22 protein-coding genes and 4 pseudogenes are annotated in these 26,123 nt (G+C 62.4%); 11 read left to right on the top strand and 15 right to left on the bottom strand.

What is annotated here, in order from left to right:
- Window positions 1-116 precede the first annotated feature (116 nt).
- Complete coding sequence (locus tag BZ163_RS15500) at window positions 117-1,007, bottom strand: GlxA family transcriptional regulator (protein WP_218190520.1); 891 nt, start codon at window positions 1,005-1,007, stop codon at window positions 117-119.
- Window positions 982-1,149 (bottom strand): hypothetical protein, encoded by a 168-nt coding sequence (locus BZ163_RS35165; RefSeq protein ID WP_218190519.1) that lies wholly within the window; start codon window positions 1,147-1,149, stop codon window positions 982-984. Before BZ163_RS35165 ends, BZ163_RS15500 begins: the two co-directional genes overlap by 26 nt.
- Window positions 1,150-1,266: 117 nt before the next feature.
- Between BZ163_RS35165 and BZ163_RS15495 the strand changes: the two genes are divergently transcribed.
- The 7 genes from BZ163_RS15495 to BZ163_RS15465 all read left to right on the top strand — a co-directional run bounded on the left by BZ163_RS15495 (window position 1,267) and on the right by BZ163_RS15465 (window position 7,072).
- Complete coding sequence (locus BZ163_RS15495; protein ID WP_128871634.1) at window positions 1,267-2,319, top strand: ABC transporter substrate-binding protein; 1,053 nt, start codon at window positions 1,267-1,269, stop codon at window positions 2,317-2,319.
- A gap of 15 nt (window positions 2,320-2,334) precedes the next feature.
- Window positions 2,335-3,402 carry an ABC transporter ATP-binding protein gene (locus BZ163_RS15490; RefSeq protein WP_128871633.1) on the top strand — a complete coding sequence of 356 codons (1,068 nt, stop codon included), beginning with the start codon at window positions 2,335-2,337 and terminating at the stop codon, window positions 3,400-3,402.
- Window positions 3,399-4,241, top strand: a complete 843-nt coding sequence (locus tag BZ163_RS15485) for an ABC transporter permease (protein ID WP_128871632.1) — start codon at window positions 3,399-3,401, stop codon at window positions 4,239-4,241. The genes BZ163_RS15490 and BZ163_RS15485 overlap by 4 nt, the downstream gene beginning before the upstream one ends.
- Window positions 4,238-5,026: an ABC transporter permease gene (locus tag BZ163_RS15480; protein ID WP_128871631.1), complete on the top strand. Its 789-nt coding sequence runs from the start codon at window positions 4,238-4,240 to the stop codon at window positions 5,024-5,026. The genes BZ163_RS15485 and BZ163_RS15480 overlap by 4 nt, the downstream gene beginning before the upstream one ends.
- Before the next feature lie 34 nt (window positions 5,027-5,060).
- Window positions 5,061-6,074, top strand: a complete 1,014-nt coding sequence (locus BZ163_RS15475; RefSeq protein ID WP_128871630.1) for a proline racemase family protein — start codon at window positions 5,061-5,063, stop codon at window positions 6,072-6,074.
- 104 nt (window positions 6,075-6,178) lie between these two features.
- Window positions 6,179-6,628 (top strand): antitoxin Xre/MbcA/ParS toxin-binding domain-containing protein, encoded by a 450-nt coding sequence (locus BZ163_RS15470; protein ID WP_128871629.1) that lies wholly within the window; start codon window positions 6,179-6,181, stop codon window positions 6,626-6,628.
- Between the two features lie 39 nt (window positions 6,629-6,667).
- The gene (locus tag BZ163_RS15465; RefSeq protein ID WP_256579040.1) at window positions 6,668-7,072 is read left to right on the top strand and encodes an RES family NAD+ phosphorylase; all 405 of its coding nucleotides are present in this window, start codon (window positions 6,668-6,670) and stop codon (window positions 7,070-7,072) included.
- Window positions 7,073-7,129: 57 nt separating this feature from the next.
- Here BZ163_RS15465 and BZ163_RS15460 read toward each other — a convergent pair whose 3' ends face one another.
- The 11 genes and pseudogenes from BZ163_RS15460 to BZ163_RS15415 all read right to left on the bottom strand — a co-directional run bounded on the left by BZ163_RS15460 (window position 7,130) and on the right by BZ163_RS15415 (window position 20,000).
- The gene (locus BZ163_RS15460) at window positions 7,130-11,410 is read right to left on the bottom strand and encodes a cytochrome P450 (protein ID WP_168187371.1); all 4,281 of its coding nucleotides are present in this window, start codon (window positions 11,408-11,410) and stop codon (window positions 7,130-7,132) included.
- 318 nt (window positions 11,411-11,728) lie between these two features.
- Window positions 11,729-12,079, bottom strand: a complete 351-nt coding sequence (locus tag BZ163_RS15455; RefSeq protein WP_224790959.1) for a RidA family protein — start codon at window positions 12,077-12,079, stop codon at window positions 11,729-11,731.
- Between the two features lie 12 nt (window positions 12,080-12,091).
- Complete coding sequence (locus tag BZ163_RS15450) at window positions 12,092-13,270, bottom strand: FAD-binding oxidoreductase (protein ID WP_128871626.1); 1,179 nt, start codon at window positions 13,268-13,270, stop codon at window positions 12,092-12,094.
- Window positions 13,263-14,288, bottom strand: coding sequence for an NAD(P)/FAD-dependent oxidoreductase (locus tag BZ163_RS15445; RefSeq protein ID WP_256579039.1), 1,026 nt, complete (start codon window positions 14,286-14,288; stop codon window positions 13,263-13,265). The genes BZ163_RS15450 and BZ163_RS15445 overlap by 8 nt, the downstream gene beginning before the upstream one ends.
- On the bottom strand, window positions 14,243-14,638 hold the full coding sequence (locus tag BZ163_RS35660; RefSeq protein WP_256579038.1) for an FAD-dependent oxidoreductase: 396 nt from the start codon (window positions 14,636-14,638) through the stop codon (window positions 14,243-14,245). The genes BZ163_RS15445 and BZ163_RS35660 overlap by 46 nt, the downstream gene beginning before the upstream one ends.
- A complete protein-coding gene (locus BZ163_RS15440) occupies window positions 14,635-14,988 on the bottom strand; it encodes a (2Fe-2S)-binding protein (protein ID WP_128871625.1) in 354 nt (117 codons plus the stop codon). The genes BZ163_RS35660 and BZ163_RS15440 overlap by 4 nt, the downstream gene beginning before the upstream one ends.
- Complete coding sequence (locus tag BZ163_RS15435) at window positions 14,978-16,120, bottom strand: FAD-binding oxidoreductase (protein WP_128871624.1); 1,143 nt, start codon at window positions 16,118-16,120, stop codon at window positions 14,978-14,980. Before BZ163_RS15435 ends, BZ163_RS15440 begins: the two co-directional genes overlap by 11 nt.
- Window positions 16,117-16,914 (bottom strand): ABC transporter permease, encoded by a 798-nt coding sequence (locus BZ163_RS15430; RefSeq protein WP_128871623.1) that lies wholly within the window; start codon window positions 16,912-16,914, stop codon window positions 16,117-16,119. The genes BZ163_RS15435 and BZ163_RS15430 overlap by 4 nt, the downstream gene beginning before the upstream one ends.
- Before the next feature lie 6 nt (window positions 16,915-16,920).
- Window positions 16,921-17,793, bottom strand: a complete 873-nt coding sequence (locus BZ163_RS15425; protein WP_128871622.1) for an ABC transporter permease — start codon at window positions 17,791-17,793, stop codon at window positions 16,921-16,923.
- Window positions 17,780-18,854 (bottom strand): annotated as a pseudogene (locus tag BZ163_RS15420) (ABC transporter ATP-binding protein). The gene BZ163_RS15425 and the pseudogene BZ163_RS15420 overlap by 14 nt, the downstream one beginning before the upstream one ends.
- A 69-nt stretch (window positions 18,855-18,923) precedes the next feature.
- Window positions 18,924-20,000, bottom strand: coding sequence for an ABC transporter substrate-binding protein (locus tag BZ163_RS15415; protein WP_224790954.1), 1,077 nt, complete (start codon window positions 19,998-20,000; stop codon window positions 18,924-18,926).
- A 222-nt stretch (window positions 20,001-20,222) separates the two neighbouring features.
- Between BZ163_RS15415 and BZ163_RS15410 the strand changes: the two genes are divergently transcribed.
- Window positions 20,223-21,119, top strand: coding sequence for a LysR substrate-binding domain-containing protein (locus tag BZ163_RS15410; protein ID WP_128871621.1), 897 nt, complete (start codon window positions 20,223-20,225; stop codon window positions 21,117-21,119).
- A gap of 32 nt (window positions 21,120-21,151) precedes the next feature.
- Here the strand turns inward: BZ163_RS15410 and BZ163_RS15405 are convergent, their stop codons facing one another.
- Both BZ163_RS15405 and BZ163_RS15400 read right to left on the bottom strand, forming a co-directional pair.
- Window positions 21,152-22,297, bottom strand: a complete 1,146-nt coding sequence (locus BZ163_RS15405) for an AraC family transcriptional regulator (RefSeq protein ID WP_128871620.1) — start codon at window positions 22,295-22,297, stop codon at window positions 21,152-21,154.
- Between the two features lie 381 nt (window positions 22,298-22,678).
- Window positions 22,679-23,368: pseudogene (locus tag BZ163_RS15400) on the bottom strand (winged helix-turn-helix transcriptional regulator).
- A 103-nt stretch (window positions 23,369-23,471) separates the two neighbouring features.
- Here BZ163_RS15400 and BZ163_RS15395 point away from each other — a divergent pair.
- The 3 genes and pseudogenes from BZ163_RS15395 to BZ163_RS15385 all read left to right on the top strand — a co-directional run.
- Window positions 23,472-24,414, top strand: a pseudogene (locus tag BZ163_RS15395) (carbon-nitrogen hydrolase family protein).
- Between the two features lie 72 nt (window positions 24,415-24,486).
- Window positions 24,487-24,921 (top strand): GFA family protein, encoded by a 435-nt coding sequence (locus tag BZ163_RS15390; protein ID WP_128871619.1) that lies wholly within the window; start codon window positions 24,487-24,489, stop codon window positions 24,919-24,921.
- A 151-nt stretch (window positions 24,922-25,072) separates the two neighbouring features.
- A pseudogene (locus tag BZ163_RS15385) lies at window positions 25,073-26,123 on the top strand (DUF3300 domain-containing protein); the annotation flags it as partial.

Here is a 26,123-nt window from a genome sequence, read left to right as displayed (position 1 = left end):
CATTCAACATCATTGTTGCCTGACAGTCCGCCTTCGCTGGCAAGCCAGCTCCTACAGGGCAGGGCCGTTTGAATAGAGGGAGACACCGAGCCAGACGGCTCAGCCGTGCAACGCCATCAGCCCGACCGCTCCTGACGCTGATACTGCCGCGGGCACACGCCAAACCGGGCGCGAAATTCGCGGGAGAAATGCGCGCCGTCGGAGAAGCCACAGTCCATGGCAATCTGGGTGATGCTGCTGTGGCTGTTCACCAGCAGCCAGCCGCCGTACTCGACCCGCAGCGAGCGTTGGAACTCCATGGGTGAAAGCCCCAGCGACTGCTGGAATGCCCGTGTCAGCTGGCGCCGGCCGAGCCCTACGTAGCGTGCGATGGCATCCAGGGTCGGCAGGCTGTCCATGCGCTGCTCGATATAGTGCGCGGCCTGGCGCACGCGCTCATCCTTGATGTCCGCCAGGTTGGCATAGAAGTGTGCCTGGGGTTGCCGCCCCGGGCGCATGCCCTGCAGCATCATGTGCCGCACCGCCTGCTGGGCTTTTTCCCGGCCGCAATGCCGGGCCACCAGGTACAACCCGAGGTCGATGGCCGCGGTCGAGCCGGCACAGGTGATCAGGTCGCCCTCGTCGATGAACAGGTGATCCACCGCCGCCGGGGTCTTGGGGAAACGTGCGCGGAACGCGTCCAGCACGTTCCAGTGCACGCACACCGACCGGCTGCCGACCACCCCCGCCTGTGCCAGGGCAAAGGTGCCGGTGCAGATGCCCAGCAACCGCGTACGACTCTTCGCCGCGCGCTGCAGCCAGTCACGCAAGGGGGTGGGCAGATGGGTATTGAGGTAATCGTTGCCGCCGCAGATGGCCACGTAATCGAAGGCATCAAGATCCTGCGCCAGGCCCCCGGACACCTCCAGCGTGATCCCGGCGCTGGAAGTTCGCGGCAAGCCGTCCACACTCATCACCCGCCAGGCCGTATGGATCTGCCGGCTACCGCCGCCGAGGTCGGCGGACAAGCGGCAGCACATCGACAAAGCCGGAAAATGCCGCCAGGGTGAATTGATCCAGCAGGACCAGGCCCACCGACAGCTGCGGACGACTGCCTGCCCCGGGAACGGGGGAGTCAGGTTGCAGGCTTTCTCGATTGAGCTGAGTCATTTTTGTCATGACCTAACTATTCAACTTTAAGACCCCGAAGTGCAAGCGCTCGCAGCACGGATACGAGCAAGATTCAGCCAAGGGGAACAGTCCAACAACGCCCCAAGAGGCCTCACGATGAAACTGAAGACAGGTAAGCAAATCACCGCTGCTCTTTTAGTTACCGGCTGCATCTCCTCATCGGCCGTCATGGCCGAACAGCAAAAGCTGACCGTTGCGTTGTATGGCGGCAACTGGGGTGAGGCGTTCCTCAAATGTGTTGCAGAACCTTTCACGCAAGCGACCGGGATTGCCGTCGCCCAGGAGGTCGGCACCTCGACCACCACCCTGGCCAAACTCCAGCAACAGAAATCCAGCCCGATGATCGATGTGGCCTGGATGGACGGTGGCATCAGTGAATTGGCGCATGCCGCCGGGGTCGTCGCCGATCTCGATCCAGCGGCCATTCCCAACCTGAAGAACGTGCAGGAAAAAGCGGTCTACACCGATGCCGGCCATACCTTCGCCGTCAGCAGCGGTTTCTATTCCCTGGGCCTGACCTACAACACCAAGGAAATCAAGGAAGCGCCCACCAGCTGGAAAGACCTGTGGAAACCCGAGTATGCCGGTGCCATTGCCCTGCCCTCGCCCGCCAACTCTTCCGGGGTTCCCTTCGTGTTTTTCATGGCCGATGTCTGGGGCATCGACCGGGCCGACCTGGCGCCGGTCTACACCAAGCTGGGCGCGCTGGACACCGCACTGTTCTTCGACAGCTCGGGTGCCGCCACCAATGCTTTCCAGAGTGGCGAAGCGATCATCGGCGCGCATTTCAACGTCGGTGCCTGGGACTTGATCGACAAGGGCGCGCCCATCGGTTTCACCATTCCCAAGGAAGGCGCCTGGGCCACCGACGCCCGCCTGCACCTGATCAAGGGGGCGAAGAACAGCAAGGCCGGCGAGCAGTTCATCAATACCGCGCTGACCAAGGAAGCGGCGGCCTGCCTGGCCGGCAAGCTGTACCTGGGGCCGGCGGTGAAAGGGGTTGAGGTCGCCGATGACGTGGGCCGCAAGCTGCCATGGGGCGTGGGTGGTTCGATCGACAACCTGCGTTTGTTCGATTGGCGCCAGATCAACGCGCAGCGCGCCGCTGTCACCAACGACTGGAACCGCAAGGTCACCGCCAAAAACTAGCTCAAGAGGTCTGCAATGTCAGTTTTGTTGAGCATCGACAGTGTCTGTAAAAGCTTCGGGCCGTTCCAGGCGCTGGACAACATCCACCTGGACATCGAGCAGGGCGAATTCATCGTGCTGCTCGGCCCCAGCGGTTGTGGCAAGACCACCCTGCTGCGCTCGATCGCCGGCTTCATGCAACCCGACTCCGGCCGCATCGCCATCGATGGCCAGGATGTGAGTCGCTTGCCGCCCTACCGTCGGCCTCTGAATACCGTGTTCCAGAACTACGCGCTGTTCCCGCACATGACCGTCCTGGAAAACGTCGCCTACGGACCGCGGCGCCAGGGGATCAATCGTGCCGAGGCCCGGCTCAAGGCGCGAGAAGCCCTGGCGATGGTCGGCCTGGAAGCCCTGGAGGAGCGTTTTCCCCGCGGATTGTCCGGTGGGCAGCAGCAGCGCGTGGCCCTGGCTCGCGCCATCGTCAATCAACCGAAACTGCTGTTGCTCGACGAGCCGCTCTCGGCCCTGGACATGAAACTGCGCAAGCGCATGCAGCTGGAGCTCAAGCACCTGCAGGCCAAGCTCGGCATCGCCTTCATTTTCGTCACCCACGACCAGGAAGAAGCGATGACCATCGCCGACCGTATCGTGGTGATGAATGCCGGACGCATCGAACAGGTCGGCGCCAGCAGCGAGATTTACAGCGCCCCGGCTTCGCGTTTCGTCGCCGACTTCATCGGCGAGGCCAACCTGATCGGCTATCAGGCCAGCGATAGCGGTGAGATTCGCCTGGGCATCGCGCATAGCCCGATTTCGAGCGGCGCCAAGGATCTCCTGCCCCACGGCGTGGCGGTGCTGCGTCCCGAGCATCTGCAGGTCCTGGATGCCTCGAGCCCGGCGAGCGCCAGTTGCTGTGAACTCAAGGGCACAGTGACCGATATTGTCACTGTGGGCAGCCATACCCTGGTGCACTCGCTGATCGACGGGCAATCGATCGTGGCGCGCTCCATGGGTTTCCCCCGCGCCGACCTGAGCACCGGAAGCGCGGTGCGCCTGGGCTTCAATCCCGCGCACCTGCACCTGATCGGGGAGCCGGTATGAAACGCCCGGTGCTCGCCCCGTCGTTGATGCTGTTCGGTGCCCTGGCCTTTTTCACCGCGTTCTTTCTCGCGCCGTTCGCCGTGGTGATCTTCGCCAGCCTGACCAAGGGCGCCGATCAGGCGTTCACCCTGGAGCACTACATCAGGGTGCTGGGCGACCAGTACCACTGGGACGTGATTCTGGTGACCTTCCGCATCGCCGCGCTGACCACCCTGATCTCGTTGCTGCTGGGTTATCCGCTGGCCTGGTATCTGGTGCGGATCGTGAAATGGCGGGCCTGGCGCCGCGCCTGCGTGATTCTGCTGGTGGTGCCGATGTTCACCAGCAACATCGTGCGCTCGTTCGGCTGGATGGTGCTGCTGGGGCGTAAGGGCCTGGTCAACCAGAGCCTGCTGGAAACCGGCCTGATCGAGACGCCGGTGCGTTTCCTGGGTACCGAACTCGGGATCCTGATCGGCATGGTGTACATCCTGCTGCCGTTCATTGTGCTCGCGGCCGGCAATGCCCTGGCACAGGTCGACCCGGCCTTCGAACAGGCTTCCGAGGACCTTGGCGCCAGCCCCCGCGCGACCTTTTTCCATGTGGTGCTGCCGCTGACCATGCCCGGCATCATCTCCGGTTCGATCATGGTCTTCACCCTGGCGGCGAGCGCCTACGTCACGCCGGCCCTGCTGTCCGGGGGACGGATCTCGGTGCTGTCGATGCTGATTTTCCAGCAATACAGTTCGGTCTTCGACTTCAACTACGGCGGCGCGCTGAGCGTGGTGCTGCTGATCTTTACCCTGGTCATGGTCGGGCTGGCCGGGCGCGTCGGCAGTATTCGGGGGAGCAACCCATGATCACTAAAATACTGGTCAGGCTGGTGGCCTGGGCCGTGCTGGGCTACATGCTGCTGCCACTGGTGGTCATCCTCGGCGTCTCGGTGACCGCCACGTCATTCCTGGCTTTCCCGCCGCAGGGCTGGACCCTGGACTGGTACGCCAAGATGCTCAGCGATCCAAGCTATGTGGCGTCCTTTGCCACCAGCACCGTCCTGGCCCTGGTCGCCACCTTTGTCGCTGTGCTGCTCAGCGTGCCGGCCGCCCTGGCGATGGCACGCTACGACTTTCCCGGCAAAGCCACGATCCTCGCCGCCCTGACTTCACCGCTGGTGTTTCCGCACATCGTGCTGGGGGCGGCGCTCTTGCAGTTTGGCAGTTACTTCGGCTTGACCCGCAGCTTCCTGGCGTTGTTGATCGGTCACACCATCATCATCTCGCCCTTCGTTTTGCGTTCGGTGCTGTCGATGCTGACGCCCGAGCAGCGCGCCCTGGAAGAAGCCTCGAGCGATCTGGGCGGTACGCCCTGGGCCACCTTTTTCCTGGTGGTGCTGCCGCAGATCCGGCCGGGGATCGTCACCGGGTCGATCTTTGCCTTCATCTCGTCATGGATCAACGTCGAGCTGTCGATCTTCAACACCACGCCGGACCTGAACACCATCCCGGTGAAGCTCTTCAACTACGTGCAGTACACCGTCGACCCGACCATCGCCGCCGCTTCCGGCGCCACCATCATCGTCGTCGTAGTCGCGGTGATCGTGCTGGATCTGTGCATTGGTCTGGACCTGTTGTCAGAACGCAAATAACCCCCACATACCCCCGTAAGCCAGGAGTTCCGTCATGCGCATGCAAGACACGTTCGATGTCATCTATACCCATACCGAAGGCGAACCATTGTGCATCGTCCACAGCGGCATTCCCTACCCCGCCGGCTCCAGCATCCTGGCCAAGCGCGCCTTTCTCGAGCAGAACTACGACTGGCTGCGCAAGGCCCTGATGCAGGAACCGCGTGGCCACAAGGACATGTTCGGGGTGTTTCTCACCCCGCCTTCCAGCAGCGAGTTCGACGCCGGGCTGATCTATATGGACGGCAGCGTGTATTCGCACATGTGCGGCCACGGCACCATTGCCGTGAGCATGGCGATGGTCGCCCTGGGCCTGGTGCCGCGCGGTGCCGATGGCATCACCAAAATCCGTTTTGAAACCACCGCCGGCCTGGTAGTGGCCGAGGTGGCGTCGGAAGGTGACAACGTGCTCTGGACCCGTTTCGAAAACGTGCCGGCCTACGTGGCCGCCCAGGACATCCCGATCAGTCTTCCCGGTTATGGCGACCTCAAGGCCGACCTGGTCTGGGGCGGCAACTACTTCGGCATCGTCGACCTCACCGATTGCGCCCTGCGCATCAGCCCGGACAACGGCAGCGAACTGTCGCGCCTGGGTCTGCTGGCACGCGAGCAGATCAACCGGCAGATGAAGATCCAGCACCCCACCGAGGCGCATATCAACGACCTCAACTTCATCACCTTCTGGCACCCGGCAACCATCGAAGGCGCCTTCTACAAGAACGTGCACGTGATCAGCGCCGGCCAGCTCGACCGCTCGCCCGGCGGCACCGGCACCAGCGCGATGATGGCCATGTTCGAGGCCCGGGGCAAACTGGGCCTGAACCAACCCATCCTGTCCGAAGGCCTGCTGGGCAGCGGCACCTTCGAAGGCTGCCTGCTGGGCGAAGTCGACCTCAACGGCACCCGCGCGGTGCGCCCCACCGTCAAGGGTACGGCCAGCATCCTGGGGACTTCGCGCTGGGTTATCGAGCGCAATGATCCGGTGGGGGCGGGTTTCGTCGTCAACTGACGGGCTGAACCGGTACTTCCCAAGACCGCTCGCATAGTCGCATTTACCGGGTACAATTCGGTAAACGCCGACTAAATCGGTGAACGCCGTCCCAGGAGAAGGCCATGCTGGCTGAAATCATGCGTGAACCCGCCTACGGTGCCTACCGCGCTCGGCTGCACGCCTTGCTGCAAATTCCCACCGATGCGTCTGACCTGGAAATCCACGACATCATCCAGATCGGCTTTGCGGCTGGCCGTCTTGTGTCACTCTGCGAACAGGGTGAACTGACGCCGCTGGAGCGCGACCAGATCATCCCCTTGAAAACGCTGAAGACCCGGGTGGCTAAAGACCAGCACCTCACGGTCGACGAGAGTGATCGCCTGTTCCGCGCCGCCCACATCACCGCCATGGCAGACGCTGTATTTGGCAACGATGAAAAAGCCAAACGCTGGCTGTCGAAACCCAAGGACCGGTTTTCGGGCCGTAGCCCAATGGCAATGCTGTCGACGGTACAGGGAACACGCCAGGTTGAGGAAACACTGATCCAGTTGGCCGAAGGCTACGCCTTTTGATCTTTTGGCGAATCAGCGCTTTTGCGGATCTGACCGGACGTGGCGGCATCCTCGCGGGGGGGGCGCTGGCACACGGCGGGGAGACCGGTGGTCTATCTGGCGGGGACACCTGCCGGTGCAATGCTCGAAATACTGGTACACCTTGAGATCGATCAGGAAGACCTCCCGGAGACGCTCCAGTTGCTCAAAGTCGAGGTGCCCGACGATATCAGCCTCGCCCCTGCCCCGGCACTCAAGCCGGATTGGGAATTCGAGCCGAACCACACCAAGGGCATTGGCGATGCATTCCTGAAAGGATGCCCTGCCCTGCTGTTGCCGGTACCGAGCGCTATCATGCCGCATTCGCTGAACTACCTGTTCAACCCCATGCACCTCGACTCGGTCAAGGCCATCATTACCGCTGAGCCGTTCAGGCTCGACAACCGACTGATCAGGAAAACGTAAGCCGCACGCCAGCGTGTTCGGACGCCTCCATTGCAGTGCGAAGCGCGGAACATAGGTTCAGTTAACTTCAGTGTTCCGGATCGTGATTCTCATACGCTCAAGGTTGCGGAAAATAATGCTTTGACGCCAAGCCAGGCCGCCAGGTACCAGCCTGATGTCACGACGAGCGAGAGCCGGCATCACATGCTCGAGTTCAAGCCTGGCCAATTCAGCGCCCAGGCAGTAATGCGCACCATGGGAGAAAGCGAGGTGTTGCTTGGCGCCCCGGCCCAGATCCAGGCGGTCAGGGTCAGGAAACATCGCGGGATCACGATTGGCCGCCGCGATCGACATAATGACCGCGTCACCCCGCCTGATGTGTTGCCCACCGATTTCAACATCCTCCAGTGCATAGCGAATTGTACTGCGGGCCGCGCTGTCAAAGCGCAAAAACTCATCGACAGCGACCTTCGCAAGCTCCGGATGTTGACGCAATCTGTCGCGTTGGTCAGGGTTGCGCAGCAACGCCAACGCGCTGTTACCGAGCATGCTCATTGACGTTTCGAAGCCGGCGGTGAAAATGAGCGCGTAGTGGGAGATGAGCTCATCCATGGTGATGCCATTGTCCAGCGCCGCATTCAAGTCCAGTGCACAGCCGTGCTTGGCGGCCCCATCGATCTGCTTGCCCAAATGTTCGCGCAGGTAGGTTGCGAAACTGGTGGCACTGCGATTGGCACGTTGCACAACTTCATGGGAAACCAGTGGATCAAACACCAAGGCGAGATCTCGTGCCCAAGGCACCAGTAAATTGGCATCCCCACGAGGAAATCCGAGAACCTCGGCCATTATTTTTACCGGAAGGGGAAGCGCAAGATCGCGGATCAGATCGGGCGTGGAGCGCAGACACATATCGGCGATGTGCTCGTCGACACAATCGCTGATATAGCGCTCCCAGCCCTGCATCGCTTCGCGAGTGAACAATGGGCCGAAGACCTGCCGCAACAATTGTTGCCGTGGTGGGTCGATGAAGAGCATGAACTCGTTGAACAGAAGCGTCAGGGGCATGCTTTCCCGGCGTTGATACCAGGCACCGAGCAGTGATGGCTGTGTCTGTGCGAGTTCTACCCCAATGGCATTGCGCGAATCCGCGGAGAAGCGCTTGTCGCGCAAGGCGGCGGAGACGTCCTCGAACCGGGTCAGCCACCACTGCCCCCGCGCATCACGGTGAACGGGGTCATGCTTGCGGATCTGATGAAGAATGGGATAGGGATCTTCGATGAAGGTCGGGTGGTAGGGATCAAAGCTCAGGCCAGCAGATGAATAATCAATCGCGCGTCCTGTGGTCCGGCTACCTTTGGCCGCTATCAATCGATCCAGACCGATATCAAAGCGCACATCGGTCTGCGTTTGCTGGGTTATTGCAGCAGCAAGGGTTTGAACATGCGGGCGGGTGATCATGCTGAAGTGGTCTCCGGGAACATCAATCACACGCAATGCCGGACACCACTGATTCCAGCCCAGCGCGTCCGTCCCGAAGCGAAAGCGCACGCGACGAGCGGGATGCATGACACTGGCCGGAAAACCGCCGGTCGCCCTGAACAAAACGACTGGACCAGGATAGGGGCGTGGCCGGTACTGTTCCATTGCCGCGTAGCCGGCGCGATATGTGCGCAGTACGTGGGCAATGGCCGAGCCGTTCAATAGTCCGGCCTGCGCTCCCAGCTCCTGGGTCAACAATTGGCGTTGCTGATTCGGGTCGAGCGAGATGATGGACGCAAGAACGTCGGGCTCATCGCTGGCACCGGAGATACGCCGATACGAGTTGCGCAACTCGAATAACGCCATGAGCTCGTCATCATCGCTCGGACTGCCTTCGTACTGTGCAGCGGAAGAGTCAAGTAATAACAGGGGATCCACACGCTCCCCCCGTTCTGCAAGCTGTTGTGCGATCTCAAAGGCCACCAGGCCACCGAAGGAGTGGCCAGCAATCGTGTAGGGCCCCGAGGGCTGAATGGCGCGAATCTCGTTGATATAGCGCCGAGACATTTCCTCAACCGAACCCAGGGGCGGTTCGGCACCGTTGGTGCCTGGCGCCTGGAGCGCAATGAAAGGTCGTGTGCTGTCGAGCGCGGTGCAAAGATCAACAAGGTAGGAAACGGTGCCACCCAGCCCACCGATGCAAAACAGTGGCGGGGATGACGACAAGTCACGCAAGGCAAATGCGCAGCTCGTGCGAGTGTTACTGAGAGGCACGGCCTCTGCGGCGACGTGAGGCGTTGGCGTGCCGGGCTGGGAACCAGCGGTCTCGTGGCCTGATGCCTCATATTGTTTGATCAGCCGAACAGCCAGTTCATCGAGTGTGGTAGTCCCTACCAGTGTCGTTACCGGGATGGTGATACCGAGACTTCGCTCCAGATAGCTGGTCAAGTCCATCGCGACGAGCGAGTCGAGTCCCAGGTCGTCCAGCCTGGTATCCTCCGAAGGCCGACCACCGCCTGTCAAACGCACTATTTCCTTGGCGATGTGGTCGATCAGGGCGAATCGACTGTCAGCGTCATTGCCCATTAAGGTCAACGTTTCGTCGAAAGCCACAGGACTGAGCTCCCAGGCCTGTTCGACCTCAAGTTGCTGCTTCAGGTAACGTTTCTGGCAGGCTTGGCGTGCCAGCTTACCGCTCGAGGTCTTATCGATGCTGCCCGTTTTGATCAAGACGATGTCCTGCGCTTGCAACTGGGAATGGGCACTCAGAGCACAGCGTATGGCATCCAGCACAGAGGCAAGGGTTTGCTGGCGCTCCGTCTCATCGGGCAGATGACGCGCGTCTACCTCAGCGATGATCGTCAGCCGCTGCTGGGTGTCTCGTTCACAGGAAAAGACGATCACAGCTCCAGGTCGTATCCTGGCATGGCTCTGCTCAATCGCTAATTCAAGGTCTTGGGGGTAGTAGTTACGTCCGCGAAGGATGATCAGATCTTTGATCCGCCCGGTGACATAAAGATGACCATCCTCCAGGCAGCCCAAGTCCCCCGTCCTCAGCCAGGTGCGATTGGGGTCCTGGTCGAGGGTGGCCGCGAATGTGGCTTCGGTATCGGCCGGCTTGTTCCAGTAACCGGTGGCCACATGAGGGCCTCGTACCCATATTTCGCCAATCTCACCCACCTGCACGAGTTGGCGCGAGTCCGGATGCACGATGCTGACCTGAACGTCGTGCAACGGCCTGCCACAGGAGGTGAACGGTATGGCTTGCGGATGGGACGGTTGGACTGGCGTGAAGCGATTATGCTTGAGGGCTTCGCCATCAATGAAAAGGGTTCGCGGTGTCTCAGAGGCAGGACCTGCGGCCACGGCAACCACTGCTTCGGCCAAGCCATACGCTGGCACCATGCAGTTTCTGCTCAAACCTTGTTTGCCAAAGGCCTGAAGAAAGCGTTCAACACTGGCGTGACGCACAGGTTCGGCGCCCACGATGCAGCTTCTGAGACTGCTGAGGTCGAGCGCATCTCGGTCGACCCCGACAATTTTGCGTACAGCGATGTCGAGTGCGAAATTCGGAACGAATGTATCGGTGGCGCGGTATCGGCTGATCGTCGACAACCAGACCGCCGGGCGACGCATAAAGTCCAGAGGCGACATAAGTACGGAGCGACCGCCACTGATGACCGGGAGCAGGACCCCACCCATCAGGCCGAGGTCATGATAAAACGGGGTCCAGGAGACCACCGTACGATCAGGTCCTTGTTCGACTTGCGCTTCCATTTCTGCCTGGATCATCCGCATGTTGGCAATGATGTTGCCATGACTCAGGATGACCCCCTTGGGCCTTGATGTAGAGCCTGAAGTATATTGGATAATCGCCGGGTGCCGGGGCGTTAGCCCCAGTGCTTTGAACATAGGGGAAGTCTCACCCTGGCACAGGGTGTCGACGGCCAGCCATGGCAGTTTCGCTAATTGAGGGGCGAAGGCCAGCATGGGCTTTGCCAGCTCAAGAATCGTGCTGCTGGTGAGTACCACCGCAGGGGCTGCATCGGCGACGATGGTCATGAGGCGTGCCAAGGTACGCTCGATCCGGGAAGGCTCTGGCGGATAGGCGGGAATAGCGGTGGCCCCGGCGTACAGGGCGCCGTGCAGGGCGGCAATAAAATCGAGCCCGGGCCAGAATAGCAATAACACCCTGGTATCTTGCCCAAACTGCTCGTCCAGGGATTGCGCGATGACTCGGGCCCGACGGTCGAGCTCGGCGTAGCTGAAGCCAATCTCGGATTGATTGGCGTTGTCGAGGAAAATATGGACCTGTTTGTCGGGTGATTGTCCAGCACGTTCACGCAGGTAAACGTCCAGCGAGGGATAGGCGTTATCCATGTAGCCTCCGTATTCCATCGTCAGGAGCCCAAGCATTCATCCAGCATAAAATCAATGACTTGAATGCTTCGCACGCCAAACTTGGTGACTACATGTTGCCGCCGGGCCGGCTCTGGATCTACTGTCATAGTTGACAGTTTTTTATAACCAATTGAAATTCCATCAATAATCAAAGTGTCCAAAGGCCAGTGGCCAAACTGCGAGCACAGTGACTCGCAGCGCCCTTCAGACAGGCGAGTCAAGTCACGCTTCAACTCAAGGGGGCAGCGAACCTGGAATGGACCGGTGCTCCCGGTCCACTCCATTGATCACTGGTGATCAGCCCGCCGCGACCACGGTGATTTCCACCAGCAGGTCCGGCGCGGCCAGGCGCGATTCGACGGTGGCACGGGCAGGCGCGTGGCCTTCGGGTGCCCAGGCGTCCCACACCTCGTTCATGCCGGCGAAGTCGGCCTGGATGTCCGACAGCCAGACCTGGGCGGTGAGGATACGGGTTTTGTCCAGGCCGGCCTGGGCCAGGAAATTGTCGATCTTGGCCAGCACCTGGGCGGTCTGGCCCTTGATGTCCTGGGTGCGGTCGGTGGCGGTCTGGCCGCCGAGAAAGGTGAAGCCGTTGCATTGAACGACGCGGCTCATGCGTTGATTGGTTTCGATGCGTTTGATTTCCAGCATGTGAACTCCTTATGGGTGTGCGATGGTTGAAGCGGATTGAAAAGATCCCGGCGGCGCGCTGGCCGCCGGGTTGAAACGGTCGATGGCGAAGGGTTCCAGTGAAATGTCCGAGTGTTCGCCGAGAATCAGTTGGGCCAGGCGTTTACCAGTGCCGGGGCCCATCTGAAAGCCGCTGCCGCAAAACCCGAATGAATAACTCAGGTTACTGGCCTTGCGACTGGCGCCGATCACCGGCAGGTCATCGGCGGTGAAGGCTTCGACCCCGGCCCAGACGCGGTTGACGCCCAAGTGTCGCAAATGCGGAAACAAGTCGGTGACCGTGCGCGCGCTGCTGCCCAGGCGTTCCATCTCGACCTCGCCATGGCGCGCGAGAAAATCCAGGGAGCCGACCAGCTTGCCGCCGATCACTACCGTACCATTGGCGAACTGTTTGAACGACAGTGCGCGTGATGTGGCACCCAGCACCGGGACACAGAACGGCGCAACGCGATGGGTGACCATCAGCATCAGGCCTTCCGGGTGCACGGGCACGGGCTCGCCGATCTGCGCCGCCAGCCCTCCGGCCCAGGCGCCCGCCGTGACCACCAAGTGCTCGGCGCTGAAATGGCCTGCGGCTGTGCTCACCCGCCACTGGGTTCCGGTCTGCTCGATCCGTTGCGCCGGGGTGTTTTCGTGAATCCGCACCCCGCGCTGTTGCGCAGCCAGGCGAAACGCGGTGACGGTCTTGAACGGCACCGCATAACCATCGTCCTTGACCCAGATACCGCCCGTCACATGCCGTGCCACGGTCGGCACTGTGTCGAATACCTGTTGTTGATCGACCAACACTTCATGGCTGAAACCCAGCGCCTGCAGTTGTTCGACCCGCAGCCGGCACTCCTGCAGATCGGCCTGGCTCTCCGCCAGCTTGAGCTGGCCGCTGGGGACAAAACCGCCGTCGTCGCCCAGAGTATTTTTCAGCTCATGCCACAGATCGCGCGAGGCCAGGGCCAAGGGAATTTCCGCAACGTGTCGGCCCAGGGTGCGTACGCCACCGGCATTGACGCCGGAGGCATGGCGCCCGCAATACTCCGCTTCCAGCACGGTCACCTTGACCCCCGCTTGCGCCAGGTACAACGCGGTGCTCAGGCCATGGATGCCACCGCCGATCACCAGCACGTCGGCCTGGCGCTTGCTCGACTCACTCACCGGCCAGTTCCCCCAAGGTGATGGGCTTGATCGGCGGACGAATGCGGTAATACCCCACCTCCGCCGCCGATACGCCGCGGGCCTTGGCAATGACTTCGGTCACGGTCAGGCCGCACAGGCGCCCCTGACACGGCCCCATGCCACAACGACCGAATGACTTGGCCTGATTCGGACCGGCGCAACCCAGGGCGACAAAGCTGCGCAGTTCACCCGCCGTCACTTCTTCGCAGCGGCAGACCATCACTTCATCGGCCGGAATGCGATTGGGTTCCTTTGGTTGATACAGCGCGTCGAGAAACGGCCGAATCCGCAGGTTGGCCTCCAGTTGTACGCGCAACGGCCGGGCCTGGTTATCACGCTCGGCGTTGCTGATGCGCTTGAGCTGCGCGGCAATCCCCAGTGCCGCCAGCTGCCCCTGCACTGCCGCTGCCTGGGCGCCACCGATGCCGGCACCGTCGCCGGCAACGTAGACCCCCGGCACATCGAGTTCGCCCCAGGCATCGGTGACCGGGCGGAAACACAGCTGATCCAGGTCCCACTCATGCCGGGCGCGCAAGGCCTGGCTGAACTGGATATTCGGCACCACGCCCTGGTGCAACAGCACACAACGGGTGTCGATGCGCTGCGCCTTGCCGGAGGCGCTGAAGGTCAGCGCCCGGGCCGCCTCCTCGCCCTCCACCGCCAGGTGTTCGGCACCGGTGTGATGAGCGATCCCGGCACTGCGCAAGCTGCGCATCAGTTCCAGTCCCTTGCGCAAATACGGCCAGGCGCGCAGCGCGGCAAACAGGTGGCGGCGGGCACGCCAGTAATCTTCGGGCCGCGTGGTGTCGACCAGGGCCTTGATTGTCACGCCGGCCCGCAGGTACTGCCAGCCGAGCAAATACAGGAGCGGGCCGCAACCGGCCAGGACCACCGGTTCGCTCGGGGCCAGGCCGGCGCTTTTCAGCAGGATCTGCGCCGCGCCGGCGCTCATCACCCCGGGCAAGGTCCAGCCGGCAATCGGAAACGGCCGCTCCATGGTGCCGGTCGCCAGCACCACACCTTGGCGTCCAGGGTATACAGCCGACCTTCGCGCAGGTAGCTGACCTGATGCTCCCGGGTCACTTGCCACACCGACGCGCCTTTTTCATAACGCACGCTCGAGGAGGCCAGGGCCTGGGCCAGCTGATTGCCGTGGGCGTAATCCGGCCCCAGCAGGTCCCGGCGGGACAGCGGCGCCAGGGTGATACCCCGGTAAATCTGGCCACCCGGGCTGCCCTGCTCATCCAGCAACACCACCTGCAAGCCCATCCCGGCCATCCGCGTCGCGGCCGCCATGCCGGCCGCGCCGGCGCCAATCACCACCACCTCCACGCTTTCACGGTTCATGACTGCACCTCCACGACCTGGACATTCAGCGGTTGATAGATCAAATCCCGAGCCCCTTCCTGGGAACGGATACGCATGCCGTCAACCGCTTCGATCAGGCAGCTCTGGCGGTTGGGAACACCGTCGATCTCCACCAGGCATTCGAAGCACACGCCCATCATGCAGTACGGCGCCCGGGGCGACTCGCTGACCGGCGTGGCGCGAAAGCGGCTGATGCCGGACATCAGCAAGGCCGCCGCGACGCTGATGCCGGCGGGCACGTTCAGCGGTTGATCGTTGAAGGTCAGGCTCACCGTCCGCGTCGCCCTGACCTCACTCATGACCGGTTGAAACAGCGGATCAGTGCGCATGTGAAAACACCTTGTCAGTTAGAAAACGATCACCGCAAAACACCTCAAGCTCCTCAGGTCGAGCGCCGCCCATGATCCACGGCGCGATGCGCAGGGCATGGGCGGCGGCCAGGGTCACGCCGCTGTGGCAGGTGACCACGAAGGCGCCCGGGTGCGCGCTGGATTGCTGGTAGATGGGCAAGCCGTCCGGGCTCAACACCCGCAATGCGCCCCAGGCCCGCACCAGCCGCACATCGCGCAGCAAGGGAAAGGTCGCCACACCACGTCTGGCGATCGCGGCCAGAACCTCGGTGGAGGTGCCGTCATCGAAGCCCACCTCCTCCATCGAATCCCCCAGCTGCACGGTGCCTTCGTCGGTCTGGCGGACGTTGAGGGTCGGATATTCGAGAAAGGGCCGCAGCCGTTCGCTGATCAACACCTGTCCGCGATTGGGCGCCACCGGTGCATACAGCCCCACCTGCCGCGCCAGCGCCGCATTGCCCAGCCCGGCGGCCAGGACTATGCGTGGCGCGACGAAACTGCGCTGCCCGGCCTTGACCCGAAACTCGCCGGGGGCGCAGTCGATGCGATCGACCTGCACGCCGCCATGCATCTGCGCGCCCTTGGCTTGCGCCGAGGTATGCAGCGCCCGCAGCAGTTTCAACGGATTGACGTGGCCGTCCTGCGGGGTGTAACTGGCGCCGATCACTTTGGGTCCGATCAATGGCAACCGCGCTTTCACTTCGGCGGCGTCCAGCATCTCGTACGGGTAATCGCCCAGCGCATCCTGCAATATCTGCAATCGCGACTGGCGCTCCAGCAGTTCTTCGTCGCTGAAGCACATGTGGAAACCACCGGGCTGCTTGAGCTGCACGTCGACCCCGCTGTCGGCCAGCAGCGCTTGCGCGAACGCCGGCCAGCGGCTCGCCGAAGAGCGGGTCCAGCGCGCGTAATCCGGCAGGTCATGGCCTTTGCCCTGGACCCAGACCAGGCCGAAATTGCCTCGGGACGCACGAAACGCATCGTCGCCCTGATCGAGCACCACGGTGTCGACACCGCTGCGGGCCAAGCCATAGGCCACCGCCGTGCCCACCAGCCCGCCGCCGACCACAATCACATCCGACTGCACGACCTTGAGTCTGTCCTGGCTCATTTGCCTTCTCCGATCAATACCCGATCCAGCCCGACCATGCGATCCAGCACCAGCATCAACACCAGGGTGCCGACGATCAGCACCGTGGAGACGGCGGTGATCAACGGATCGATGGTCTGGGAAATCTGGTTGTACATGGCCACCGGCAAGGTGGTGGTGCCGGGCGTGGCGACGAACACGGTCATGGTCAGTTCGTCGAAGCTCTGGATGAAGGCCAGCATCCAGCCGCCGATCACGCCGGTGCGAATCCGTGGCAGGACCACCCGGTGAAAGGCGGTCCAGCGCCGCGCCCCCAGGGACAAGGCAGCCTGTTCGATGTCGCGCTCCAGGCCGATGGTCGAGGCCAGCGTCAGCCGCAAGGCATAGGGCAGCACCACGATCACATGGGTGATGCTCAGGGCCCAGAAGGACCCGCCGATCTGCGCCATAGAGAAAAACCGCAGGAACGCAATGCCCAGCACCACCGAGGGAATCATCAGCGGCGACAGCAGGAAACCGGTCAGTGCGCCGCGCCCCGGAAACTCGTAACGGCTGATCGCCAGTGCCGCCGGGACTGCCAGCAACGTGGCGACGGTGGCCGAGACCAGGCCCAGCTTGAGCGACAGGAAAAACGCATCGAGCATCTCCTGGTTCTCCAGCAACGCCCGGAACCACCGCAACGACAGGCCGTCGGTGGGCAGCGACAGGTAGCCCTTGTCGGTGAACGCCATCGCCATCACCACCAGCAGCGGCGCGACGATGAAGGTGATGAAGAGCAAATGGAACAGCAGCGAGAAAAATCCGTTCTTGTGCATGGCGGCTTACTCGAAGACTTGCTTGAAGCGGCGCTCGGCCAGCTTGCTGCAACCCAGGATGATGATCAGGTTGGCGACCAGCAGGAGCATCGCGATGGCGGCACCGAGGGGCCAGTTGAGGGTGCCGAGGAACTCGTCGTAGGCCGCCGTCGCCACCACTTTCAAGCGTCGCCCGCCGATGATCGCAGGGGTCGCGAAGGCTGACGCCGCCAGGGCGAAGACAATGATCGAGCCGGAGAGAATGCCGGGCATGATCTGCGGCAGGATGATTCGGCGGAACACCGTCAGGCGCGACGCGCCAAGGGACAACCCGGCCCATTCCACCTGCAGATCCAGGCGCTGCAGGGTGGCCCACACGGCAATCACCATGAACGGCACCAGCACATGGGTCAGGGCGATGATCACGCCGACCTGGGTGAACAGCATCTTCACCGGCTGTTCGGTCATCCCCAACGCCTGCAAGGCATCGTTGATCAGGCCGTTGTTGCCCAGCAGGATCGCCCAGCCGAGCGTGCGCACCACCACCGAGATCAGCAGCGGCCCCAGCACCACCAGCAGAAACATCGAACGCCAGCGCGGCGCCATGCGCGCAATGATGATGGTTTCCGGCACCCCGAGCAGCACGCAGAGGACGGTGACCGCCAGCGCCATGCCGCCGGTGCGCAGGAAGATTTCGTGGAAGTAGCCGTCCTTGAACACTTCCAGGTAATTGCCCAGGCTGTAGACCGGCAACACGCCTTCGGTGTCGCTGAACAGGTTGAGCGACAGCAGCGCGGTCAACAGCAGCGGCACCAGCAACAGCGCGACGAACACCAGCATCGCCGGACCGCTGAGCAACCACGGCGCAACACCGACGCGCTCGGCATCATACCTGGCCATGGGCGACCTCCCGATCCAGCAGGCGCAGGTAGTCGTCGGACCAGTCCAACCCGACTTCACTGTTTTCATCCGGCGGTGGCGTGCCCAGGTTGGGCTGGGTCATGTGCACCACGCCGAAGCTGGTTTCCACCGCGATCAGCCACAGGTTGCCGAGGAACACCCGCAAGCGCACGCGCCCGATCAAACGGCCCGTGCCCAGCTGGGTCAGGCGGATTTTTTCCGGACGGATATAGACGTTGACGTCGTTGCCCAGGGAGCGATCTTCGTGGGGCACGTGCAACAGCGTGTCCTTGACCTGCACATGGCAGCACCGATCGTTGCGGGTTTGCACCGCGCCGGCGAAGGCGTTGGTCTTGCCCAGGAACGCCGAGGCGAATGGCGAGTGCGGCCGTTCGTAGGCTTCGTAGGGCGTATCGATCTGCACGATCCGGCCTTTTTGCATCACGGCGATGCGGTCGCTCATGGTCATGGCCTCGACCTGGTCGTGGGTCACCAGAATCGTGGTGATGCCCAGGTCGCGCTGGATCGCCCGGCAATTCGATGTGCATCTCTTCGCGCAGCTTGGCGTCGAGGTTGGACATGGGCTCGTCGAGCAGCAACAGGTTCGGTCGAATCGCCAGGGCCCGGGCGATGGCGACCCGTTGCCGCTGCCCGCCGGACAGCGCCTTGGGATAACGCTCGCCGAGACCGCCAAGGCGCACCAGGTCCAGCGCTTCATCGATGCGCTTGCTGCGCTCGGCCTTGGGCACGCCGCGCATCTCCAGGCCGAAACTGATGTTCTGCGCCACCGTCATGTGCGGGAACAACGCGTAGCTTTGAAAGACGATGCCCAGGCCGCGCTGCTCGGGACGCACATGGGTGATGTCGCGCCCATCGAGGACGATGCGCCCTTCGGTGGGCTGGACGAAGCCGGCGATGGATTGCAGGGTGGTGGTCTTGCCGCAGCCGGAAGGGCCGAGCAAGGCGATGAATTCGCCGTGGCGGACTTCCAGGTTCAAACCGTCGATGGCCCTGAAACTGCCATAGGTCTTGACGATGCCTTCAAGGGTGAGAAATGCCATGGGCTTGCCACGCAGGCGCGGGCCTGCGTCTCCAGAAAGAGGTCGGGAAGGATCGGAGCCAGTGCGCGGCTAGCGTTCGACCGTGCGGTTCCAGCGCGTCGTCCATTCGCTGCGCTGCTGGTTGATCGTGTCCCAATCGACCTTGATCAGCGCGTTGACCTTCTCCGGGCCATAGGGCATGCGCGCGGCGATGTCCGGTGCGAGGGTGACGGTCTGATTGACCGGGGCGAAGCCGTTTTCCCGGGCCTGGATGGTCTGCACTTCAGGCGACAGCACGTACTGGATGAATTGCTGCGACAGTTCCGGCTGCGCGTTGGGCGTGATGCCGCAGGCGGCGATCTGCAAGGCGATGCCGCCCTCTTTCGGGTAGATGAATTTCAGCGGAAAACCGGTGCCCTGCAACGCCACCGCACGACCGCTGCCGTACACCGCCATGACCACGTCGCCGTTCTGCATCATGCCGTCCATCTCGCCCGGCGCCGAGACCCAGGCCAGGACGTTGGGGCCGATTTCGTCTTTCAGCGCCTTGAAGCCCGGGTCGATATTCTTTTCGCCACCGCCGCGCAGGCGGGCCATTTCCACCAGGGTGTGCAGGCCATAGGTGTTGGTCACCGGCGGCATGCCCAGCAGTTGCTTGTAGCGCGGGTCGGTGAGGTTTTCCCAGGAGTCCGGCGCGGCCCAGCCGCGCTTCTTGAACGCCTCTTCGTTGTAGCCGATGCCCGTGGCGACCACGCCGACCCCGGTCGCTTCAGGGCTGAGCCGAGCCAGCGGATAGAGGTCCTTGTAGACCGGTGCGTCGCTGAGTTTTTCGCACAGGCCCAGTTGCAGCGCCTGGTACATCGGCCCGTCGTCCATCATCGCGACGTTGATCTGCTGGCGCCCCTTCTGCGCTTGCAGTTTGGCCAGGGTTTCGGTGGAGTTGCCGGCGACGTACACCACTTTGACGTTGTGCTGCTTCTCGAACGCGGGGATGACTTTGGTCTTGTACATCTGCTCGGTGGAACCGCCGACTCCGGCGACATACAGCGTCGGCTCGGCGAACGCGGCGCCACTGCCCAGCCCGACAAGGGCGACAGCGACAGCAGTGGCAATGCGGGTCAGGGGGCGAAACGACGGCGTGATCAAGGTCGATTTATAGTTATTCACAGACTATCTCCGAAGTGCGTGGGGCAGATCGAACAATGCGTCAGTTGCTTCGGCGTCAATCGAAGCCATGCAGCGCGCTGCATGTTCCCGGTGAATACATCACGGGATGGCGCATCTTCATGTGCGCTATGGGTTGCTGGTCTGGAGTATTGCGAGGCACTATCCATGTGGTCAAATCACAATATCCGGGTTAGTTATTCATATTTGATATGGAAGGTCGGGATGAACCTCAGGCAGATCGAAGCATTCCGCAGCGTCATGCGCTTGGGCTCCATGACCGCCGCGGCAGAAGTGCTGTACACCTCGCAGCCCAACGTCAGCCGGCTGATAGCCCAGCTGGAACTGAGCACCGGGCTGACCCTGTTCAAGCGCGCAGGCGTGCGGCTGATCCCGACGCAGGAGGGGCAGGCGTTTTTTCATGAGGTGGAACGCGCCTATGTCGGCCTCGACAGCCTCAAGCACTCGGCGAAGAACATCCGCAACCTGGGCACCGGACGCTTGCGCGTCGCGGCGGTGCCTTCGACCGGCATGAGCGTATTGCCCGGGGTAATCAAACACTTCACCGATACTCGCCCGGAGCTCACGGTGTCATTGCACGTGAACTCCTCGCCCACCGTGGAGCAATGGGTCAAATCGCAGTTCTGCGACATCGGCATCGTGGTGCACCCCGGCGACGTCAACAGCCAACAGGTCGAGTTGCTCGCCGAGATAGCGGCCGTGTGCGTGTTGCCTCGCTCACACCCGCTGGCTGAACGCGCGCAGATCACCTTCGCCGACCTCGAAGGGCAACCGTTCATTTCGCTCTGTCATGGCGATGGCACCCGCTCGTTGGTCGATGGTTTGTTCGAGCAGGCAGGCGTCGAGCGGGTGATGGCCGTCGAAGCGCAGTACAGCGCAATCAATTGCGAAATGGTCGCGCTGGGCATGGGCATCACCCTCGCCCACCCATTGGTGGCCAAGGATTATCGGCATCGGGACATCGTGATCAGACCGTTCAGGCCGGACATCCTGCTGCCGACCTACGTGATCTGGCCGAGCGCGCCAACCCGCACGCGACTGGCCGAGGAATTTGTCGATACGCTGAAGGGGTATTACAGGGACGCTGTCGACGCCGTTTAAAAGCACGCCGAACCTGCGCCCCTCCGGTCATTTCACATTGTTGCGACCATGGCCATGAGTCGACTCGCACCTGCCATTCGCCGGGTGTCGGTAAAAGGTGTCCACTTATGACCACCTTCTATCGCCAACGGCTGGCCGACCAGACGGAGCTTGCCGTCTCTGACCTTTTGCACGGAGCCATCGACTCGATACTGACCGGGCGTCATGCCGAACCAGCGGATGCACGCTTTGTGGAAACTGCTATGGTCGTGGAACCCGAGCGCGTGGGTCACGTGCTTCATATTGAAATGGGAATACCGCAGGTAGAAGTCGGCCAACTGCCGACGCACATCGTTGAGCACGTCCTTGAACTGCGCGCCATCCTTCTCCAGTGCCCGTTGCAACGTGCGCTTGCTGATGTTCAGCGCAGTGGCTATCGATTCCATATCACACTGCCCCTGCCCCTGACTCAGGCGTTCGGTGATCAATGCCCGAATCCTGCAGACAATGGTGAAGCCGTACAGCTGGTCCAGCTGAGCTTCGGCAAAACTGTCATGCAGTACAGCCAGCGACTCGTTGGCCATGCTCAACGGACGCAGAAGCTCCTGGCCATCGAACAGGATGCTGTCGTAGGCCGCCCCGAAACGCAGTTCATTGCCAAACAGCCGCTGATGCTCCGAGATGTCTTCAGGCTCCGGATAGGTAAACTCCACGCGTAACGGTTTCGGCAACCTGCCGCCCGTCAGCCAATTACAGAATCCCAGCAGCGACGCGAGTCCGGCATCGCTGTACTGCCGCGGCTTGACCGAGTCGCATTGGTGATCCAGCCCGGCCAGTCGGAAATTCTGCCCTTCCTGCCCCAAAAACAGGCTGAGGCCAGAGCTGATCAATGGGCTGAAACGCACCAGGCGTTCGAGCGCCCGCTTCAGGTTCATGCTGGACATCATCGAGTACCCCACGACCTGGAAGTTACCCGGATGTACATGGTCGTAGGCTTTCAGTCCAATATTCGCATCACCAGACGCCTGCGCTGCCAACGCCCAAAGACGGTAGATGACACTTCGTTCATAGAAGGCATGCTGCTGGCTCAGAACTGCCAGATTCAGCCCCGCTTCCCGGGATAATTCGATCACATCCAAGCCTTCAGCCGAGAGCGTATTCACCAACACATTGGTATAGCCTGTACCCACTCTATACATGACGACCTCAAAAACCTGTTGAACCACGCTTTCTTTCGTGAACCATTGAATTTGCTGTGAAATTCATCTTAATGGCCATTCATTACAAGGCCGTTATGCTTGATGTCAAAGACGACCCACGGCCAGCGTAGACCCGAAATCCCGATGTCGCCAAAATAAGCCACAATCAGCGATCCAGACGGCTTTTTTGAAGCGAGCCTGCTCGAAAAAAAGTTCGATAATCGGCGGATTTGATTGATTGACTGTGTACAAATCCGAACTGGCTCCACCTGAAAACATCCCTGGCTCCACGTGAACGCATCCCCCCGTAGGAGCTGTCTCGCGAAGCGAGGCTGCGATCTTTTGATCTTGCCTCCCAGCGATCCCGAGAAGACCCAAAGATCAGGGCTGGCGCGCAGCGCTGCGAGTCCCGGCAAACGCGCTAGTGCCCAGCCAGCGCCACAGGTTTTGCGCATCCTGCGCGGCGCCGTCGACCCGCAGCTCTTTCGACTGAAGCACCTCCTGCGGAGTGCGGTCGCCGGTCCACACCTCGGTCAGCGCGCGCACGCTGGAGTCCACGTCGAGCGTCAGTTCGCGACCGGGGTCGTCGCGGCACAGGTCTGCCACTCCCGCTTCGACCACGAGCCACCACACTCGCTCGCCGGGCCGCGCGTCGCGGAAATTGAAATGGATCACCACCGGTCGGGACGGGAAGGTTTCGATGCGCACGAACCGGCGCACGTCCCACATCAGCAGGCCCGCGTCGAGTTCGTCTTCACGAAGGCGACTGCCGATCCAGCGCGCGCCCCAATGGCCAGCGCCATGATGATCGGGCGCAATTCCTCGCCCGCCTCGGTCAGGCTGTACTCCCAGACTTTGCCGGCGGCCGTGCGATGCACCACGCCGATTTCTTCCAGGTGGCGCAGCCGCTGGGCCAGCAGGCCGGTGGACATCCGGGGCACGCCGCGGTGCAGTTCGTTGAAGCGCTTGCTGCCGCACAGCAGCTCGCGCACCGACCAAAGGTGTCCAGCGCTCGCACAGGGCCTGCGCACCGCGCGCGACCGTGCAAAACTGACCATAGTTCTCTTCCATCAGCGGACTCCGCAACTGCAACGCTTCAGATTCTGAACTGGCCCCGGGACTTTCCCACGCGCACGCTGAAGCCTTCGCAAGCCAATCGCTAAAGGAGAACGCCATGACCAAGGTAGCCATCATTCAGCGCCCGCCCGTGCTGCTTCGATCGCAGCGCGACAATCGCCCGGGCCGTGCAATCGGTCGCCGAAGCTGCGGCGGCGGGCGCCTCGCTGATCGTTTTGCCCGAATCCTTCATACCAGGTTACCCGTCATGGATCTGGCGGCTGGCGGCTGGAAAGGACGGGGCTGTCATGGGCCAGTTGCACACGCGGCTGCTGGCCAACGCCGTCGATATCGCGAACGGTGACCTCAGCCCGTTGTGCGAGGCCGCCAGCGCTCACGCCGTGACGATCGTGTGCGGTATCGATGAATGCGACCGGCGCAATGGCGGCGGTACGCTCTACAACAGCGTAGTCGTAATCGGCCCCGACGGCGAAGTGCTCAACCGCCACCGCAAGCTGATGCCAACCAATCCCGAGCGCATGGTGCATGGCTTCGGTGATGCATCCGGGTTGCGCACGGTCGATACACCGGTCGGCCGCGTGGGTACGCTCATCTGCTGGGAAAACTACATGCCGCTGGCCCGCTATTCCCTGTATGCCCAAGGGGTGGAGATCTACGTCGCCCCCACCTACGACACGGGCGACGGCTGGATCAGCACCCTGCGCCACATCGCACTCGAAGGCCGCTGTTGGGTGCTCGGCAGCGGCACCGTACTGCGCGGCAGTGACATCCCCGACGACTTTCCGGCCCGTGCGCAGCTGTTTGCCGATCCGGACGAATGGATCAACGACGGCGACTCGGTGGTGGTCAGTCCTCAAGGCCGGGTCGTGGCCGGTCCGTTGCACCGGGAGGCAGGCATTCTGTATGCGGACATCGACGTCGCACTCGTGGCACCCGCGCGACGGGCGCTCGACGTCACCGGGCACTACGCGCGTCCGGATATTTTCGAGCTGCAGGTACGACGCACGCCGGCGACAGCGGTGCGCTACATCGACGAGTGAAGTCAGGCAAGGTTCCGGCGATCCATGCCCTCTGCGGCGGTATCGCTTGACCAATGATCGAGGAGTCATGCAATGAACAATGAACGGTCGTACCAGGGCAGTTGTTTTTGCGGCGCAGTCGAATTCACCGTCCGCGGCGAGCCCGCCGCGATGGGCTATTGCCACTGCGAATCCTGTCGGCACTGGTCGGCAGGGCCAGTGAATGCCTTCACCCTGTGGAAACCCGAGGCGCTGCAAGTGACTCGGGGGGCCGACAATATCGGCACCTACAACAAGACAGCGCAGAGTTACCGCAAGTGGTGCAAGACGTGCGGCGGGCACCTCTTCACCGAACACCCGGGGATGGGGCTGATCGACGTGTATGCCGCGCTGATCCCGGAGCTCGCCTACTCGCCAGGCGTTCACGTGCACTATCAGGAGACCGTGCTGCGCATCAAGGATGGGTTGCCCAAGCTGAAGGATGTCCCCACGGAATTGGGGGGATCGGGCATCAGCCTGGCCGAATAGCGCGGGCAAGGTCGGCGTGCGGGCGATCAGTGACCCATCCGAATAATTCACTACGCCCGCGCTGTGCCCGGCTATGATTTACAGCATCCAGCCTCGCCAGCGGTAGCCGCTGCGACCCCGTCTCGCTTTTTCTTCCCCCGGGAGAAGCGTCATGCGTGTTAGCTATTGCTTCAGCGCAATCCTGCTCACCGTGCTGTCTTTGCCCGGCGGTTCGGACGAGGGCGGGTTCTTCATCACCCAGGCATTGGCCGCCACCCCCGAGGCCGGTGCCGCAGGCGCTGCGCCCGCACCCGAACCGACTGCACCGGCCGAGGCGGTCTTCAAGCCGGAAGAACTCGACCAGATGCTGGCGCCGCTGGCCTTGTTTCCGGACTCGTTACTGGCCCAAGTCCTGATGGCGGCGACTTATCCGGGCGATGTCGCCGACGCGGTGGCCTGGTCCAAGCGCACCCGACAGCAGCGGTGACGCCGCGGTGCGGCAAGTGGCGAATGAACCCTGGGATCCGAGCGTGCAATCGCTGGTCGCCTTCCCGGCAGCGCTGGTGATGCTGGGTCAGGATCCGGCCTGGGTACAGCGCGTGGGCGACGCCTTCCTCGCGCAGCCCAACGCCGTGATGGATTCGGTACAACGCCTGCGTCGCCAGGCGCAAGCCGCCGGCCACCTCGAATCCAACGCGCAACAGCGCGTCACCGTGCAGCCCGCCGTGCCGGCACCGGCACCGGCACCGACCAATTCGACCGTGGTGGTGCAGCAACCTGCGGCCACCCAGACCATCATCATCGAGCCGGCCCAGCCGCAGACCGTCTACGTGCCGAGCTACAACCCGAGCGTGGTCTACGGCACCTGGGCCTATCCGTCCTACCCGCCGGCGTACTACCCGCCACCGCCGGGTTACTACCTCGGCACCGCGCTCGCCGCCGGCCTCGCCTTCGGCGCTGGCGTGGCTATCGTCGACTCGCTCTGGGGCGACTGCGACTGGGGCCTGCGGCGACATCGACATCGACGGTCAACCGCTACAACAACATCAACACCAACCGCCAGATCAACGCCAACCAGAACAATTGGAAACACAACTCGATCAACCGTGACGGCGTACCCTACCGCGATAGTGTGAACCGCGAGCAGAATAGCCGGCGTCTGGCCGGCAGCGAACAGCGCGACGCTTTCCGCGGCCGCGATCCGGTGCGGGCCTCCGAGCGCG

Origin of the sequence: Pseudomonas sp. VI4.1 (genome assembly GCF_002029345.1) — a bacterium.
Taxonomy (GTDB): domain Bacteria; phylum Pseudomonadota; class Gammaproteobacteria; order Pseudomonadales; family Pseudomonadaceae; genus Aquipseudomonas.
Note: the sequence above shows the minus strand (reverse complement) of the source record. Positions and strands in the feature narration are given on the sequence as shown.